Source organism: Streptomyces poonensis (genome assembly GCF_014650915.1).
Taxonomy (GTDB): Bacteria; Actinomycetota; Actinomycetes; order Streptomycetales; family Streptomycetaceae; genus Streptomyces; species Streptomyces poonensis.
Genome location: NZ_BMVW01000001.1, coordinates 266,384 through 283,017, shown reverse-complemented (window position 1 = coordinate 283,017; position 16,634 = coordinate 266,384). Strand labels below are relative to the sequence as shown.

The 16,634-nt window shown below is 71.4% G+C and carries 13 protein-coding genes; 5 read left to right on the top strand and 8 right to left on the bottom strand.

Annotation, left to right across the window (positions count from 1 at the left end; all coding sequences use genetic code 11):
• Window positions 1–53 precede the first annotated feature (53 nt).
• Window positions 54–1,262 (bottom strand): acetate kinase, encoded by a 1,209-nt coding sequence (locus IE242_RS01180; RefSeq protein ID WP_189854364.1) that lies wholly within the window; start codon window positions 1,260–1,262, stop codon window positions 54–56.
• Window positions 1,259–3,367, bottom strand: coding sequence for a phosphate acetyltransferase (gene pta / locus IE242_RS01175; protein ID WP_189854362.1), 2,109 nt, complete (start codon window positions 3,365–3,367; stop codon window positions 1,259–1,261). Before pta ends, IE242_RS01180 begins: the two co-directional genes overlap by 4 nt.
• 364 nt (window positions 3,368–3,731) lie before the next feature.
• On the opposite strand from pta, the gene IE242_RS01170 reads away from it, so the two are divergent.
• Window positions 3,732–4,757, top strand: coding sequence for an ATP-dependent 6-phosphofructokinase (locus tag IE242_RS01170; protein ID WP_189854360.1), 1,026 nt, complete (start codon window positions 3,732–3,734; stop codon window positions 4,755–4,757).
• A gap of 29 nt (window positions 4,758–4,786) precedes the next feature.
• Here IE242_RS01170 and IE242_RS01165 read toward each other — a convergent pair whose 3' ends face one another.
• From IE242_RS01165 to IE242_RS01140, 6 genes are all read right to left on the bottom strand, one after another.
• Window positions 4,787–5,527 carry a helix-turn-helix domain-containing protein gene (locus tag IE242_RS01165; protein ID WP_229857951.1) on the bottom strand — a complete coding sequence of 247 codons (741 nt, stop codon included), beginning with the start codon at window positions 5,525–5,527 and terminating at the stop codon, window positions 4,787–4,789.
• Between the two features lie 104 nt (window positions 5,528–5,631).
• Window positions 5,632–6,477: a carbohydrate ABC transporter permease gene (locus tag IE242_RS01160; protein WP_189854356.1), complete on the bottom strand. Its 846-nt coding sequence runs from the start codon at window positions 6,475–6,477 to the stop codon at window positions 5,632–5,634.
• Between the two features lie 6 nt (window positions 6,478–6,483).
• Window positions 6,484–7,440 (bottom strand): carbohydrate ABC transporter permease, encoded by a 957-nt coding sequence (locus IE242_RS01155; protein WP_189854354.1) that lies wholly within the window; start codon window positions 7,438–7,440, stop codon window positions 6,484–6,486.
• A 10-nt stretch (window positions 7,441–7,450) separates the two neighbouring features.
• Window positions 7,451–8,857: an extracellular solute-binding protein gene (locus tag IE242_RS01150; protein WP_189854352.1), complete on the bottom strand. Its 1,407-nt coding sequence runs from the start codon at window positions 8,855–8,857 to the stop codon at window positions 7,451–7,453.
• Between the two features lie 159 nt (window positions 8,858–9,016).
• On the bottom strand, window positions 9,017–9,721 hold the full coding sequence (locus IE242_RS01145; protein ID WP_189854350.1) for a response regulator: 705 nt from the start codon (window positions 9,719–9,721) through the stop codon (window positions 9,017–9,019).
• The gene (locus IE242_RS01140) at window positions 9,718–11,382 is read right to left on the bottom strand and encodes a sensor histidine kinase (RefSeq protein WP_189854348.1); all 1,665 of its coding nucleotides are present in this window, start codon (window positions 11,380–11,382) and stop codon (window positions 9,718–9,720) included. Before IE242_RS01140 ends, IE242_RS01145 begins: the two co-directional genes overlap by 4 nt.
• 303 nt (window positions 11,383–11,685) lie before the next feature.
• On the opposite strand from IE242_RS01140, the gene IE242_RS01135 reads away from it, so the two are divergent.
• From IE242_RS01135 to IE242_RS01120, 4 genes are all read left to right on the top strand, one after another.
• Window positions 11,686–13,095 carry a cation:dicarboxylate symporter family transporter gene (locus IE242_RS01135; RefSeq protein WP_189854346.1) on the top strand — a complete coding sequence of 470 codons (1,410 nt, stop codon included), beginning with the start codon at window positions 11,686–11,688 and terminating at the stop codon, window positions 13,093–13,095.
• A 204-nt stretch (window positions 13,096–13,299) separates the two neighbouring features.
• A complete protein-coding gene (locus tag IE242_RS01130; protein ID WP_189854344.1) occupies window positions 13,300–13,728 on the top strand; it encodes a MerR family transcriptional regulator in 429 nt (142 codons plus the stop codon).
• Window positions 13,725–14,057 (top strand): thioredoxin, encoded by a 333-nt coding sequence (gene trxA / locus IE242_RS01125; protein WP_271208617.1) that lies wholly within the window; start codon window positions 13,725–13,727, stop codon window positions 14,055–14,057. Before IE242_RS01130 ends, trxA begins: the two co-directional genes overlap by 4 nt.
• Window positions 14,058–14,236: 179 nt before the next feature.
• On the top strand, window positions 14,237–16,591 hold the full coding sequence (locus tag IE242_RS01120) for a HelD family protein (RefSeq protein ID WP_189854342.1): 2,355 nt from the start codon (window positions 14,237–14,239) through the stop codon (window positions 16,589–16,591).
• Window positions 16,592–16,634 lie beyond the last annotated feature (43 nt).

Genomic DNA, 16,634 nt, shown 5'->3' with positions numbered 1-16,634 from the left:
TGTGGCGCGGCTCACGCCGACCGCCTGCCACCCGCTCGTCGTTCCCGTTCCTGTCATTCCCGTCCGACCAGTGCGTACGTCTGTGTGGCGATCTCCAGTTCCTCGTCGGTGGGCACCACGGCGACCGCGACACGGGCGGACGCCGGGGATATCAGCCGCGCCTCGTCGCCCCGTACGGCGTTCAGGCCGGCGTCGACCGCGAGCCCGAGTCCCTCCAGGCCCGCGACCGCCGCCTCGCGCACCGCCGCCGCGTTCTCGCCCACCCCGGCCGTGAACGTCACCGCGTCCACCCGGCCGAGTACCGCGTAGTAGGCGCCGATGTACTTCTTCAGCCGGTGGATGTAGATGTCGAAGGCCAGCCGTGCCTGCTCGTCGCCCTCCTCGACCCGGCGGCGGATCTCCCGCATGTCGTTGTCGCCGCACAGGCCGTACAGGCCGCTCCTCTTGTTGAGGAGCGTGTCGATCTCGTCCATGGACATTCCGCCGACGCGCTCGAGATGGAAGATGACGGCCGGGTCCAGGTCACCGGACCGCGTACCCATCACCAGTCCCTCCAAAGGCGTCAGCCCCATGGAGGTGTCCACGCACCGGCCCCCCTCGACCGCCGAGGCCGAGGCGCCGTTGCCGAGGTGCAGCACGATGACGTTCACCTCGGACGGGTCCTTGCCCAGCAGGCGCGCGGTCTCGCGGGAGACGTACGCGTGCGAGGTGCCGTGGAAGCCGTAGCGGCGGATGCGGTGCCGGTCGGCGATCCTCGGGTCGATCGCGTAGCGCGCCGCCGACTCCGGCATCGTCGTGTGGAACGCCGTGTCGAAGACCGCGACCTGGGGCAGGTCCGGGCGCAGTGCCTGCGCGGTGCGGATACCGGTGAGGTTGGCCGGGTTGTGCAGCGGCGCGACCGGGATCAGCCGCTCGATCTCGAGGAGCACGGTGTCGTCGACGACCGTGGGCTCGGTGAAGAACTCCCCGCCGTGCACCACCCGGTGCCCGATCGCGGCCAGCTCCGGCGAGTCCAGGCCCACACCGTCCCGGGACAGCTCCGCGGCGACGGCCTTGAGGGCGGCCTCGTGGTCGTGCATCGGCCCGTTCTGCTCACGGGTCTCGCCGCTGGTCAGGCACGTGTGCTTCAGCCGGGAGGTCCGCTCGCCGATGCGCTCGACCAGGCCCGCCGCCAGCCGGCTGCTGTCCCGCATGTCGAGCAGCTGGTACTTCAGCGACGAGGAGCCGGAGTTGAGGACGAGGACACGGGTGGGGGAGGTCACTGCTCGGACGCCTTCTCGTTGGGGTTCTGGGCCTGGATCGCCGTGATGGCGACGGTGTTCACGATGTCCTGGACGAGCGCGCCCCGGGACAGGTCGTTGACCGGCTTGCGCAGGCCCTGGAGGACCGGGCCGACGGCGATCGCGCCGGCCGAGCGCTGCACGGCCTTGTAGGTGTTGTTGCCGGTGTTGAGGTCCGGGAAGATCAGCACGGTGGCCTGGCCCGCGACCTCGGAGCCCGGCAGCTTGGTCGCGGCGACGGTGGGCTCGACGGCGGCGTCGTACTGGATCGGCCCCTCGATCTTCAGGTCGGGCCGCCGGGTGCGCGCGATCTCGGTCGCCCGGCGCACCTTGTCCACGTCGGCGCCGGAGCCGGAGGTGCCCGTCGAGTACGACAGCATCGCGATCCGCGGCTCCACGCCGAACTGCGCGGCCGTGGTCGCCGACTGGATGGCGATGTCGGCGAGCTGCTCGGCGTCCGGGTCGGGGTTGACCGCGCAGTCGCCGTACACGAGGACCTTGTCGGCCAGGCACATGAAGAACACGGACGACACGATCGAGGCTCCCCCAGAGGGGGCACCCCCAGGCTTGGTCTTGATGATCTCGAAGGCGGGGCGGATGGTGGCGGCCGTGGAGTGCACCGACCCCGAGACCATGCCGTCCGCGAGGCCCTCCTGCACCATCAGCGTGCCGAAGTAGTTGACGTCCGAGACGACGTCGTACGCCAGCTCCACGGTGACGCCCTTGTGGGCGCGCAGCGCCGCGTACCGCTCGGCGAAGGCGTCCCGCAGCTCCGAGGTCTGCGGGTCGACGAGCTCGGCGCCGCCGAGGTCGATGCCCAGGTCGGCGGCCTTCTTGCGGATCTGGTCGCCGGGGCCGAGCAGGGTGAGGTCGCACACGCCGCGGCGCAGCAGCACCTCGGCCGCGTGCAGCACCCGCTCCTCGGTGCCCTCGGGCAGCACCACACGGCGGCGGTCGGCGCGGGCCCGCTCCAGCAGCTTGTGCTCGAACATCATCGGCGTGACGCGGTCGCTGCTCGGCGCCGACACCCGCTTCAGCAGCTCGGCGCTGTCCACGTGCCGTTCGAACAGGCCGAGGGCGACCTCCGCCTTGCGGGGCGTGACCGCGCTCAGCTTGCCCTCCATGGCGAACAGCTCGAAGGCGGTGTCGAAGGAGCCCGAGGAAACGGCCACCACGGGGGTGCCGGGGGCGAGCCGCGCGGCCAGGGTGAGGACCTCGTCGCTGGGCCGTTCGTCGAGGGTGAGCAGCACACCGGCGATCGGCGGGGTGCCGGCGCTGTGCGCGGCCAGCGCGCCGACGACCAGGTCGGCGCGGTCGCCGGGGGTGACGACCAGGCAGCCGGGGGTCAGCGCGTTCAGGAAGGTCGACAGCGTGGCGCCGCCGAAGACGAAGTCCAGCGCGTCACGGGCGAGCCCCGAGTCGTCGCCGAGGAGCACCTTGCCGCCGAGCGCGTGGGTGATCTGGGCGACGGTCGGCGCGGACAGGGCGGGCTCGTCGGGGAGCACGTAGGCCGGGACGGGCAGCCGGGAGGCGAGCCCCTCCGCGATCCGGGACCGGTCGGCCTGGTCGACCCGGTTGGTGACGACGGCGACGACGTCGCAGCCGAGCGCCTCGTACGCGCGGTGCGCGTTGCGGGTCTCGGCCAGCACGGAGTCGGCGGTCTGGCGGCGCCCGCCGACCACGGGTATCACCGAGGCGCCGAACTCGTTGGCGAGGCGCGCGTTGAGGGCCAGCTCGTCCGGGAACTGGGTGTCGGCGAAGTCGGTGCCGAGGACGAGCACCACGTCGTAGTCGCGGGCCACCCGGTGGAACCGGTCCACGAGCGTCGACACCAGCTCGTCGGTGCCCTGCTCGGCCTGGAGCACGGACGCCTCGTGGTAGGCCATGCCGTAGACGGTGGCCGGGTCCTGGGAGAGCCGGTACCGGGCCCGCAGCAGCTCGAACAGGCGGTCGGGAGTGTGGTGGACGAGCGGGCGGAACACGCCCACCCGGTCGACCTGGCTGGTCAGGAGCTCCATGACTCCCAGCTCCACGACCTGGCGGCCGTCGCCGCGGTCGATCCCGGTCACGTACACGCTGCGCGTCACGCGTGGTTCTCCGTTCCGATTCTCGGGGGTGTCACCGTGTCTCGGGGTACCCCCGTCTCTCGGGGACCCCATGGGGGCTCGCGGGCACTTGCGGCATCTCGCGTCGGCGTCTCGCGTCGTTGCGGATACCGCCCGCCGTGACGGGCGGGAACCCTCTTGACAATACCCCGCAGGATGGATAAGGAGCTCGTCAGGATGTGCGAGTGACGATGTGCCGCGGCCGTGCCAGGGGGTACACGAGGGGCGGAAACGCCAGTGCCCGGCGCGGCGTGAAACAATCGGATCGGCGCACCAGTAGCACCAGTACCCGCCGTGGACCCCGGTCACCGGCCACCGACGAGCACCGAGCAGGAGACACAGCACGATGCGTATCGGAGTTCTCACCGCAGGCGGCGACTGCCCGGGGCTGAACGCAGTGATCCGGTCGGTCGTGCACCGCGCGGTCACGCAGTACGGCGACGAGGTCATCGGTTTCGAGGACGGCTACGCCGGCCTGCTGGACGGCCGCTACCGCATGCTCGACCTCGACGCCGTCAGCGGCATCCTGGCGCGCGGCGGCACCATCCTCGGCTCCTCCCGGCTGGAACGGGACCGGCTGCGCGAGGCGTGCGTGAACGCCAGCGACATGGTCCGCGAGTTCGGCATCGACGCCCTCGTCCCGATCGGCGGCGAGGGCACCCTCACCGCGGCCCGGATGCTCAGCGACGCGGGCCTGCCGGTGGTCGGCGTCCCGAAGACGATCGACAACGACATCTCCTCCACGGACCGCACCTTCGGCTTCGACACGGCGGTCGGCGTCGCCACCGAGGCCATGGACCGCCTGAAGACCACCGCCGAGTCGCACCAGCGCGTGATGGTCGTCGAGGTCATGGGCCGGCACGCGGGCTGGATCGCGCTGGAGTCCGGCATGGCGGCCGGCGCCCACGGCATCTGCCTGCCCGAGCGCCCCTTCGACCCGGCCGACCTGGTGAAGATGGTCGAGGAGCGCTTCTCCCGCGGCAAGAAGTTCGCGGTGATCTGCGTGGCCGAGGGCGCCCACCCCGCCGAGGGCACCATGAACTACGGCAAGGGCGCCATCGACCAGTTCGGCCACGAGCGCTTCCAGGGCATCGGCACGGCCCTCGCGTACGAGCTGGAGCGGCGCCTGGGGAAGGAATCCAAGCCCGTCATCCTCGGCCACGTCCAGCGGGGCGGCACGCCGACCGCGTACGACCGGGTGCTCGCCACCCGCTTCGGCTGGCACGCGGTGGAGGCCGCGCACCGGGGCGAGTTCGGCCGGATGACCGCGCTGCGCGGCACGGACATCGTGATGGTGCCGCTCGCGGAGGCGGTCACGGAGCTGAAGACGGTACCGAAGGACCGGATGGACGAGGCCGAGTCGGTCTTCTAGACGTTCCCCCGCCCCGCTCGTACGTTCCTCTACCCGCCCGCCTCCTCGGTCCCGACCGTTGACCAGAAACGTTCGACTATGTGATCGAGGAAGGCGTGTCCGGCCGTGCCCGCGTCCGCGGACGCCGTGCCGTCGGCCCAGGACAGGCTCGCGGCCATCTGCCTCCGGTACGTGGTGTGCAGCTCCTCGAGGACGCTCTCGAGGAGCCGCCGGTCCAGCGGCAGCAGCTTGGCCAGCGGGCGCACCTGTGCGTGCCAGTGCGTGGTCACGGCGGTGCGCAGCAGCTCGGCGAGCTTCTCCTCCCGGCCGGTGACGGTGACGAGGTCGGGCAGGGAGAGGGCGAGCAGGGCGGCGAGGGCCGAGGTCTGGCGCCGGGTGCCGGTCCACCGGCCGGACTCCTCCATGCGCTGGTAGGAGGGGAGATCCAGGCCGACGCCGCGGGCCACGGCCGCGGGGGTCAGTCCCCGGGCGAGGCGGTGCTCGCGCAGGGTGCGCGGGGTGCCGAGGAGTTCCCCGACGGAGCACCACAACATGCCCGCGAGGGCGGTCAGCTCGGGGCCGGTGGGTGCGATGTCGCCGCGTTCCCAGGCCATGACGAGGTCCGGGGCGACGTAGGGGAGTCCGTACGAGGAGCGCATGCCGTACGCGACATGCTCGACCTCCATGCCGAGCCCGGCACGGAGCCGCCGGGCGGCCAGGGGGTCGAAGGGCAGTGCGGGAAGGGTGGGCTGTGTCTCGTGCTGCGCTGGTGGTCGGTGCACGCGGGACAACGTAGGGGTGTGGGACGTGCGGTGACTACGATCCGTTCGGCCACAATTACGGATTGTAGGAAAGTACGGTAGGTGAGGGGGGCTCTACTTAGGGTTGCCCCGCCTCACCCCTTGACCGCCCCGCCCAGCGCGAAGCCCCCGCCCAGCTTCCGGGCCACCAGCACGTACAGGACCAGCACCGGCGTGGAGTAGATCACCGAGAACGCGGCCAGCTGCCCGTACACCACCGTCCCCCGGTTGCCGAAGAACTCGTTGATGCTCACGGCGGCGGGCATCTGGTCCGGGGTCAGCAGCAGCATGAAGGGGACGAAGAAGTTCCCCCACATCAGCACGAACGAGAAGACCGTCACCACGGCGACCCCGGGCCCCATCAGGGGCAGCACGATCCGCAGCAGGGACTGCAGCGACGACGCGCCGTCCGTCCACGCGGCCTCCTCCAGCTCCTTGGGCACGCCGTCCATGAAGTTCTTCATCAGCCAGATGGCGAACGGGAGCTGGGACGCGGCGAAGAAGAAGACGGTGCCCTGCATGGTGTCGATCAGGTTCACCTGCACGAACAGGGCGTACACCGGGACCATGATCGCCGTTATCGGCAGGCTCGTCGCGAACAGGATCGTGAGGAGGAACGGCCGGTTGAGGCGGGATCTGAACCGGGACAGGGGATAGGCCGCGAGCGCCGCGCAGACGACCGTCAGGGCGGTGCCCCCGCCGCACAGGATCAGGCTGTTGAGGAGGGGGGTGAAGGTGATGTCGGGGGTCAGGACCGCGTCGAAGTTGTCGAGGGTGACGCCGCTCGGTGCCTTCAGCCGCAGGTCCGCGTCGGTGTCCAGGGAGGAGAGCACCACCCAGGCCAGGGGCAGCGCGAACGCGGCGGCCAGCGCCAGCAGGCCCGCGTCCGCCGCCAGCCGGCTGTGCGTGCGACGGGCACGGAACGTACGGGTACGGGGCATCGGCTCTCAGACCTCCGTCCGCAGCAGCCGCAGATAGAGCAGCGAGAACAGCGAGCCGACCACGAGCAGCAGCAGCGCCACGGCCGTGCCGTACCCGATCATGCTCTTCTGGAAGGCCTGCTCGTACATGAAGAGGGGGAGGGTCTGGCTGCGGTTTCCCGGGCCGCCCCGCGTCATCACCCAGATCAGACCGAAGACGGACAGCGTCTGGAGGGTGTTGAGCATCAGGTTCGTGCCGATCGAGCGGCGGATCATCGGCAGGGTGATGTGCCAGAGCCGTCTCGCGCCGCTCGCGCCGTCGACCTCCGCCGCCTCCGTGATCTCCTGGGGGATCTCCGCCAGCGCCGCCGAGTAGACCAGCATCGAGAACGCCGTGCCCCGCCAGACGTTGGCGAACGACACGGCCAGGATCGGCAGGGTGAACAGCCAGTTCTGGGACGGCAGATGGAGCCACTCCAGGATGGCGTTCAAGGTGCCCTCGCGGCGGAAGAAGGCGTACAGCAGGAAACCCGCGACGACCTCCGGCAGCACCCAGGCCGTGACGACGATGCCGCCGACCAGGGTGCGCACGGGCTTCGAGGCGCGCCGCATCAGCATGGCCAGGGCGAGCCCCAGGGTGTTCTGGCCGAGGAGCGACGACACGACCGTGAAGACCAGCGTCAGCCACACCGCGTTGCGGAACGCCTCGTCCCCGAAGGCCGTACGGAAGTTCTCGAAGCCGACGAACGACTCGCTCGCCTGGCCGGTGAGCTGGAGATCGGTGAAGGCGATGTACGCGCAGTACGCGATGGGGCCGGCGAGGAAGAGGACCAGCAGGACGACGGCGGGGGTGACCGGAAGGGCTCGGGTGAGGGAGCGGAGGACGGGGTGGGGACGGGGGTGGCGCGGAGGGCGGCGGGGTGCGGGGGCCGGTGGCCCGGGGGCGGCCGACCGGCCCCGCTCGGGCAGGGGCGTGGTCGTCATGAGCGGGGGTTCACTTCTCGATCACCTGGTCGTCCGTGGCCGCCCTGAGTTCCTCGTCGTAGCCCTTCGCGGCCTCCGCCACGGACAGGTCGCCCGTCGTGACGCCCTCCATGGCCTCCTGTATGGCGGTGGAGACCTTCGGGTACGCCGGGTAGGCGGGCCGGTAGTGGGTGGCGGGGACCAGACCGGTGAAGAACTCGATGCCGGGCTGCGCCTTCAGGTACGCGGGGTCCTCGGCGACGTCCTCGCGGACCGCGATGCCCGCGTTGGCGGCGTACCACTTCTGGGCGTTCGCCTTCGTCTGCATCACCTTGATGAACTCGAAGGCCAGGTCGGGGTTGGCCGCCTTGGCCGGGATCGCCCAGGTCCAGCCGCCGGACATGCTCACCTTGCCCGGGGCCTGGCCGTGCTGGGTGGGCATGGCCGCGAGACCGAGCTCCTCCGACCAGGTCGGCCACTCGTGGCCGGCGCCCTTCCCCCAGTCCTGCGGCAGCCAGGAGCCGTCGAGCGCGATGGCGAGCCTGCCCTCCGGGAGGAGTTCGCCGCGGACATGGGTCTGGATGTTGGGGTCGAGGGCGTCGGAGACGTCCGGGCCGAGCTTCTCCTCGTAGACGGTCTCGACGAACGCGAGCGCGTCCCTGAACCCCTTGCTGCCCGCTATCCACTTCTTCGACGTCTCGTCGTACAGCGGGTCCGTGCGGCCGTCGTTCGTGCCGTACAGGAGCATCTGGAAGGTCTGCATGGTGGCGGCCTCGCCGGCGGGCTTCCCGGTGTAGACGTTCAGGGGGATGACGCCGGGGACCTTCTTCTTGACCGTGCGGGCGGCGGAGAGGACGTCGTCCCAGTCCTTCGGCTGCCAGTCGGCCGGCAGTCCGGCCTTCGCGAAGATCCCCTTGCTGAACCAGAGCCCGCGGGTGTCGGTGCCGTCCGGCACGCCGTACGTCTTGCCGTCCTCCGCCCGGGCCGCTGTCTTCGCGGTGCCGATGAAGCGGTCCCAGTCCTTCCAGGAGTCCAGGTACGCGTCGAGGGGCTTGAGATATCCGCTGGTGATGTCGGAGTTGATGAGGAAGGTGTCCTCGTAGACCAGGTCCGGTGCCGTCCTCGGGGAGCGCAGCATCTGCTGGACCTTGGTGTAGTACTCCGAGTCCGGGGCCTTGATGGGGACCAGCTCGACCTTCTTGCCCGGGTTGGCCTTCTCGAACTGCTTCTTCATCTCGGCGAGATAGGTGTCCATCACCCGCACGGAGTTGTCCGTGGACTGTTTGAAGGAGACCTTCACGGTGTCCGGGTCGCTCCCGGAACCGCTGCCGCAGGCGGACAGCGCCGCGGAGGCGAGGAGACCGAGGACCGCACACGCGGTGGTGAGCGGGTGGCGGGGCGGAGCGGCGGTGCGGGAGCGGGCGGCGGTGGGGCGCACGGGCTCGACCTCCTTGTGGCTCACGTCGTCGTGGCCGGAGTTGTCTGCCCAGTGAACGTACGAGGGGTGGTCCAGTCCGGTCAATGCGTCTGCGGCCGTTCGGGCGCGGACGGTTCCTTCCGGTGGTGTTGGCAGGGGCGAAGGGAACAGTGGGGCGCGTCAGTGCGCCCGTACCCACCGGTACTGGAGCTCCGGCCGGCCCACCTGCCCGTACTGCGGACTGCGTGCCGCCCGTCCCGCGTCCACCAGGTGTTCCAGGTAACGGCGCGCCGTGATGCGGGAGATGCCCACCGCCTCGGCGACCCCGGCGGCGGTCAGGCCCTCGGTGCGGTCGCGCAGGGCCGCGGTGACCCGCTCCAGGGTGGGGGCGCTCAGGCCCTTGGGCAGCGCCGCCGGGTTCGGGGCCCGGAGCGTGGCGAGCGCGCGGTCCACCTCGTCCTGGCTGCTCGCCTCGCCGGCCGCCGCGTGGAACTCGGCGTACCGGACGAGACGGTCCCGCAGCGTTGCGAAGGTGAAGGGCTTCAGGACGTACTGGACGACTCCGAGCGACACCCCCTCGCGTACGACCGCCAGGTCCCGTGCCGACGTCACCGCTATCACGTCCGCCTGGTAGCCGGCGGCGCGCAGGGTGCGGGCGAGCTGGAGACCGTGCACGTCCGGCAGGTGCAGATCCAGCAGGAGCAGGTCCACCGGGGCGCGGTCCAGGGCGCGGCGGGCCTCCGCCCCGGTGTGCGCCTTGCCGACCGCCGTGAAGCCGGGGACGCGGTCCACGTACATCATGTGTGCGTCGGCGGCGACGGGGTCGTCCTCCACGACGAGGACACGGATGGGTTCCGGCGTCGCGGGTCTCGGGTCGGTGGTCATGCGGCGCCTCCTGGTGCGGCGGACTGGGCGGAGACCTCCTCGCGGGCGCGGGCGGGGGCGGCCCCCACCGTAGGCAACGGCAGCCGCGCCTCGAACTCCGCCCCTCCCCCCTCGGCCTCCGCCACGGTCAGGGTGCCCTCGTGGCGGCGTACGGTCTGGCGTACGAGGGCGAGGCCCAGGCCGCGGCCGCCGGGGCCCGCAGGCTTGGTGGAGAAGCCGCGCTCGAAGACCGCCTCCGCGTGGGCCGGGTCGACGCCCGCGCCGGTGTCGGCGACTCGGAGGACCAGCTCCGTACCGTCTGTGTACGCCGTCACCGTCACCCGTGCGTCGGTCGTGCCCTGGGCCGCGTCGACCGCGTTGTCGATCAGGTTGCCGAGGACGGTGACCAGGTCGCGGGCCGACAGCGACTGCGGGAGCAGGCCGTCGTCGAGGCGGCTGTCCGCCGAGACGACCAGCTCGACGCCCCGCTCGTTCGCCTGGGCCGCCTTGCCGAGCAGCAGGGCGGCCAGGACCGGCTCGCTCACCGCCGCGACCACCTGGTCGGTGAGGGCCTGGGCGAGTTCCAGTTCCGCCGTCGCGAACTCGACGGCCTCGTCCGCGCGGCCCAGTTCGATGAGGGAGACGACGGTGTGCAGCCGGTTCGCCGCCTCGTGCGCCTGCGAGCGCAGGGCCTGGGTGAAGCCGCGCTCGGAGTCCAGCTCGCCCATCAGCGACTGGAGCTCGGTGACGTCCCGCAGGGTGATCACCGTGCCGCGGCGGTGGCCGCCGGTCACCGGGGACGTGTTCACGACCAGGACGCGGGTGGCCGTCAGGTGCACCTCGTCCACCCGCGGCTCGGAGGCCAGCAGCGCGCCGGTGAGCGGGGCGGGCAGACCCAGGTCGGCGACCGAACGGCCCACCGCCGCATCGGTCAGACCGAGCAGCTCCCGCGCGCCGTCGTTGATCAGCGCCACCCGGTACTGCCCGTCCAGCATCACCAGGCCCTCGCGCACCGCGTGCAGCGCGGCCTGGTGGTAGTCGTGCATGTTGCTGAGCTCGGTGGCGTTCATGTTGTGGGTGTGGCGGCGCAGCCGGGCGTTGACCACGTACGTGCCGAGGGCACCCAGGGCCAGGGCGCCGGCCGCGACGCCCAGCAGCGCGGCGAGCTGCTCCCGCACCCGGGCGCTGATCGCCTCCACCTTGATGCCCGCACTGACCAGCCCGACGATCCGGTCGCCGTCCCGCACGGGCGCGACCGCGCGGACGGACGGGCCGAGGGTGCCCGTGTACGTCTCGGTGAAGGCCTTACCCCGGACCGCCGGCTCGATGTGCCCGAGGAAACGCTCGCCGATCCGGTCCGGGTCGGGGTGGGTCCAGCGGATGCCCTCCGGACTCATGATCGTGACGAAGTCCACGTCGGTGTCGTGCTGCACCTGGGTCGCGTACGGCTGGAGGGTGCTCGTGGGGTCGCCGGCGCGGACGGCCTCGCGCACGGAGGGCGCGTCGGCGACCGCGCGGGCCACGGCCGTCGCCTGCCGGCCCGCCGCCTCCTCGGCCTGGTTGCGGTCGCTGACGTACGAGAAGAGCGCGTACCCGGCGACGACGACCGCGAGCAGCACGGCCTGCACGGCGAAGAGCTGGCCGGCCAGGCTGCGGGGGCGCAGGACGCGGGGGAGGCGCATGCCAACAGTCTGCCTCCGGTCATCAGCGTGAACTAAATGAACGGAAGGGTGACCGGGCTCACAGGCCGGGAGATAGTCACCCAGTCACCCCCCAACCCCCAGGGAGCCGCTGCCGTGCGCGGTGCCGGTCTCCCGCCCCGCGGAACCCGTTCCCCGACCCATCGGGAACCCGTTCCCGACTCCGGGAGTCCGCTCCCACCCCCCGTGACCCCCCCCCCGGGAGCAGGCCGCTCCCGGAACGCCCGGACGTGAGCCGCACGCCGGAAGAGCCGAGAGCCGACGACGTCGTCGAGGAGGGCAGCCGTGGCCAGCACATCGAAGACGGGAACCAGCGCACCCGCCGCCAAGCGGGACCGCACCCATTACCTGTACATAGCCGTGATCGCCGCGGTGGTCCTCGGCATCGCCGTGGGCCTCATCGCCCCCGACTTCGCGGTCGAGCTGAAGCCCATCGGCACGGGCTTCGTGAACCTGATCAAGATGATGATCTCGCCGATCATCTTCTGCACGATCGTGCTCGGCATCGGTTCCGTGCGGAAGGCCGCCAAGGTCGGCGCCGTCGGCGGTCTCGCGCTGGTCTACTTCCTGATCATGTCGGTCGTGGCCCTCGCCATCGGCCTCGTCGTCGGCAACATCCTGGACCCGGGTACGGGCCTCGCGGTCACCGACGCGATCAAGGAGACCGGCCAGGCGCAGGTCTCGCCGGAGGCCAAGGACACCACCGAGTTCCTGCTCGGCATCATCCCGACCACGATCGTCTCCGCCTTCGTCTCGGGCGAGGTGCTGCAGGCGCTGCTCATCGCGCTGCTCGCCGGTTTCGCCCTGCAGGCCATGGGCGACGCCGGGCAGCCGATCCTGCGCGGCATCGAGCACATCCAGCGGCTCGTCTTCCGTATCCTCGCCATGATCATGTGGCTGGCCCCGGTCGGTGCCTTCGGCGCCATCGCCGCCGTCACCGGCTCCGCCGGCATCGACGCCCTGAAGAGCCTCGCCGTGCTGATGATCGGCTTCTACATCACCTGTGTGCTCTTCGTCTTCGTCATCCTCGGCGCGATGCTGCGGATCGTCGCCGGGATCAACGTCTGGTCGCTGTTCAAGTACCTGGGCCGTGAGTTCCTGCTGATCCTGTCCACCTCCTCCTCCGAGTCCGCGCTGCCGCGCCTCATCGCGAAGCTGGAGCACCTGGGCGTCAGCAAGCCGGTGGTCGGCATCACCGTCCCGACCGGTTACTCCTTCAACCTCGACGGCACCATGATCTACATGACCATGGCGTCCCTGTTCATCGCCGACGCCATGGGCACGCCGATGTCGATCGGCGAGCAGATCCCGCTGCTGCTCTTCCTGCTGGTCGCCTCCAAGGGCGCGGCCGGTGTCACCGGCGCGGGTCTCGCGACCCTGGCCGGCGGCCTCCAGTCGCACAAGCCGGCCCTGGTGGACGGCATCGGCCTCATCGTCGGCATCGACCGCTTCATGAGCGAGGCCCGCGCCCTGACCAACTTCGCGGGCAACGCCGTGGCCACCGTCCTGATCGGCACCTGGACCAAGGAGATCGACAAGGAGCGGGTCGACCGGGTGCTCGCCGGCGAGATCCCGTTCGACGAGAAGACGCTCCTCGACGACGGGCACGGCGGGCACGGCTCCTCGGCCGACCCGGAGTCGGCTCCGGCTCCGGCCGCCGAGCAGGGCGGCGAGAAGGAGCTGGCCAAGGCCTAGCCGTCCGCACCGGCACGGGACGCGGCCCCGGCCGCGCCCCCATGGCGCCGAGCGGCTGAGTGCATCCCCCGTCACTCAGCCGCTCGGCCTTCCCCCGGCCCGGCCGGGCGGGACCTCCCCTTCCCGCCCGGCCGGGCCTCCCCCTTCTCCGCTCTCCGCTCGGATGTTTGCCTTGACGTCGGCGTCAAGGATTAGCGTCGACGCATGCGAATCGGCGAGCTGGCGTCGCGGGGCGGTACGACCACGAGGGCGGTGCGGTACTACGAGTCGCGGGGGCTGCTGCCCGCGCGGCGGGCCGGCAACGGCTACCGCACGTACGACGAGGACGACCTGAGGCTGCTGCGGCAGATCCGGACGTTGCAGGACTTCGGGTTCGACCTGGAGGAGACGCGGCCTTTCGTGGAGTGCCTGCGGGCCGGGCACCCGGAGGGCGACTCCTGCCCGGCCTCGCTCGCGGTCTACCGGCGCAAGCTCGGTGAGCTCGACGCGCTGATCGGCGACCTGACGGCCGTACGCGCGCGGGTCGCCGAGCAGCTCGTGCGGGCCGAGCGGGCGCGCGACATGCTGGCCGCCGAGGCGGGCGCTCCGGACGGCCCGGAGCCCGGATGCGAACTGGGAGGGTGGCAGCGGTGAGTACTGCGACAGGCGTGCCGGAAGTGACCGACGCGGACTTCGAGGCCGAGGTGATGCGCTCGGAGCTGCCCGTGCTCGTGGAGTTCACCGCCGACTGGTGCCCGCCGTGCCGGCAGATGGCGCCGGTGCTGAGCGCCCTTGCCGCGGAGCAGAGGGAACGGCTGAAGGTCGTGCAGCTGAACGTGGATGCCAATCCGGCCACCACGAATGCGTTCAAGGTTCTGTCGATGCCGACCTTCATGGTCTTCAAGGCCGGTGAGCCCGTGAAGTCCATGGTGGGCGCGCGGGCCAAGAGGCGGCTGCTGGAGGAGCTCTCCGACGTGCTGTGACCTCGGCAGACCAGAAGAAATCCCCCGAGCAATTGCGCTCGGGGGATTTCTCTGCGTATATTCGATGATTCGCGACCCGAGGTTATTTGAGTCGCGAAGAAGTCCAGTGGCCACATCATATCCGGGCGGGAGTCGAATTGTCAAACAGGGGCTCGCACACAGAATTTCCCGACGGTGAATTGCGCAGTGAGCAGGAATTCATCGACGGGTTGTACGCGCGCGTGGACGCCCTGCGCGAGGACACCGAGACATCCGTCTCGGAAGCGCTCGCCCAGGGGAGTACCCCGATGCAGGCACGGCTGGAGCGGGACATCACCGTCGCCGAGCGCTCCCGGCAGCTCGCCGCGCTGAACGCCGTGGACGGCTCGCTCTGCTTCGGCCGTATCGACATGTCCCCCAAGCTCTCGGATCCTCCCCCACTCTCGGCTTCGCTCGAGCGGGGGGACCCCCATGAGCAGGGGGGACCCCCACCCGGCACCAGCCACCACATCGGCCGCATCGGGCTGCGCGCCGACGACGCCGACCGCACTCCGATCCTGATCGACTGGCGGGCCGACGTCGCCCGCCCCTTCTACCTGGCCACCGGCCACACCCCGATGGGGCTGCGCCGCCGCCGGCACCTCACCACCGAGGGCCGCCGGGTCACCGCCCTGCACGACGAGATCCTCGACCTCGGCGACGAGACCCGCACCGGCCACGAGGACCCCACCGGCGACGCCGTGCTGCTGGCCGCCCTCAACTCGGCCCGCACCGGCCGCATGAGCGACATCGTGCAGACCATCCAGGCGGAACAGGACCGCATCATCCGCGCTCCGCACCGCGGCGTCCTGGTCGTCGAGGGCGGGCCCGGCACCGGCAAGACCGCCGTCGCCCTGCACCGCGCGGCCTACCTCCTCTACGAGCACCGCGACCTGCTCGCCCGGCGCGCCGTCCTGATCGTCGGCCCCAACCCCGCCTTCCTCGGCTACATCGGCGAGGTCCTGCCCTCGCTCGGCGAGACGGGCGTGCTGCTCGCGACGGTGGGCGAGCTGTTCCCGGGTGTGCGGGCCACCGCCAAGGACACCCCCGAGGCCGCCCGTGTGAAGGGCCGCGCCGACATGGCGGACGTGCTCGCGGACGTCGTACGGGACCGGCAGGCGCTCCCCGACCCGGTGATCGCCATCGAGCACGACCGCGAGGTGCTCATGCTCGACGACGACCTGGTCCGGGTCGCCCGTGAGCGCACCCGCGCGGCCGACCTCCCGCACAACGTGGCGCGCGAGCACTTCGAGGGCCACATCCTCAACACGCTCACCGACCTGATGGCCGAGCGCATCGGCACCGACCCCTACGACGGGTCGAACCTGCTCGACCCCAGCGACATCACCCAGATCCGCGACGAGCTCGCCGAGAACGACGAGGTGTGGGCGGCGATCGACCAGCTGTGGCCGCTGCTCACCCCGCACCGCGTGGTGGCCGACTTCCTCGCCGAGCCCGACGGGTACGTGTCCCCGGAGGACGCCGACGCGATCCGCCGTCCGGTGACTCGCGCGTGGACCACGGGGGACGTGCCCCTGCTGGACGAGGCCGCCGAGCTCCTGGGCCGGGACGAGCGGACGGCGCGGGCGGCCGCGGAACTGGAACGCGAGGAGCAGATCGCCTACGCCCAGGGCGTCCTCGACGTGTCGTACGCCTCCCGTACCTACGAGTTCGACGACAAGGAGGAGGACGACCCCGAGGCGTCGGAGGTGCTGTCCGCGCACGACATCATCGACGCCGAGCGGTTCGCCGAACGGCAGGAGGAGGAGGACCACCGCAGTGCCGCCGAACGTGCGGCGGCCGACCGCACCTGGGCGTTCGGGCACATCATCGTCGACGAGGCGCAGGAGCTGTCGCCGATGGCGTGGCGGCTGCTGATGCGGCGCTCCCCGACCCGCTCGATGACCCTCGTCGGCGACCCGGCCCAGACCGCCGAGGAGGCGGGGGTCGGCGCCTGGTCGGACATCCTCGCCCCGTACGTCGAGGACCGCTTCGAGCGCACGCGCCTGGGCGTCAACTACCGGACGCCCGCCGAGATCATGGAGCTCGCGGCGGGTGTCGTCCGGGCGGAACACCCGGACTTCGAGCCGCCGAGCTCGGTGCGCTCCACGGGCGTACGGCCCTGGGCCCGCCGGGCGGCGGCCGATCTGCCCGCCGAGGTGGCGAAGGCGGTCGCCGAGCTCACCCCGTCCCCCAAGCTCTCGGCTTCGCTCGAGCAGGGAGGTGCCCCCATGGGACGCCTTGCCGTGATCGCACCTCGCGACCTGCACCGGTCGCTCGCCGCCCGGCTGGACGGCGTCACGGCGGGCGCCGAGCCGGACCTCACCCGGACGGTCGTGCTGCTGGACCCCCGGCAGGCCAAGGGGCTGGAGTTCGACTCGGTGCTGGTCGTGGAGCCGGGCCGGTTCGGCACGAGCGACCTGTACGTGGCCCTCACCCGGGCGACGCAGGCGCTCGGCATCGTCCACACGGAGGAACTGCCGCCGGCCCTGGCGCCCGCGGCGGAGCACGACTGACCGCCGGCGGGCACCTCGTAGGGGCGCGGCGAGACGCGCCACG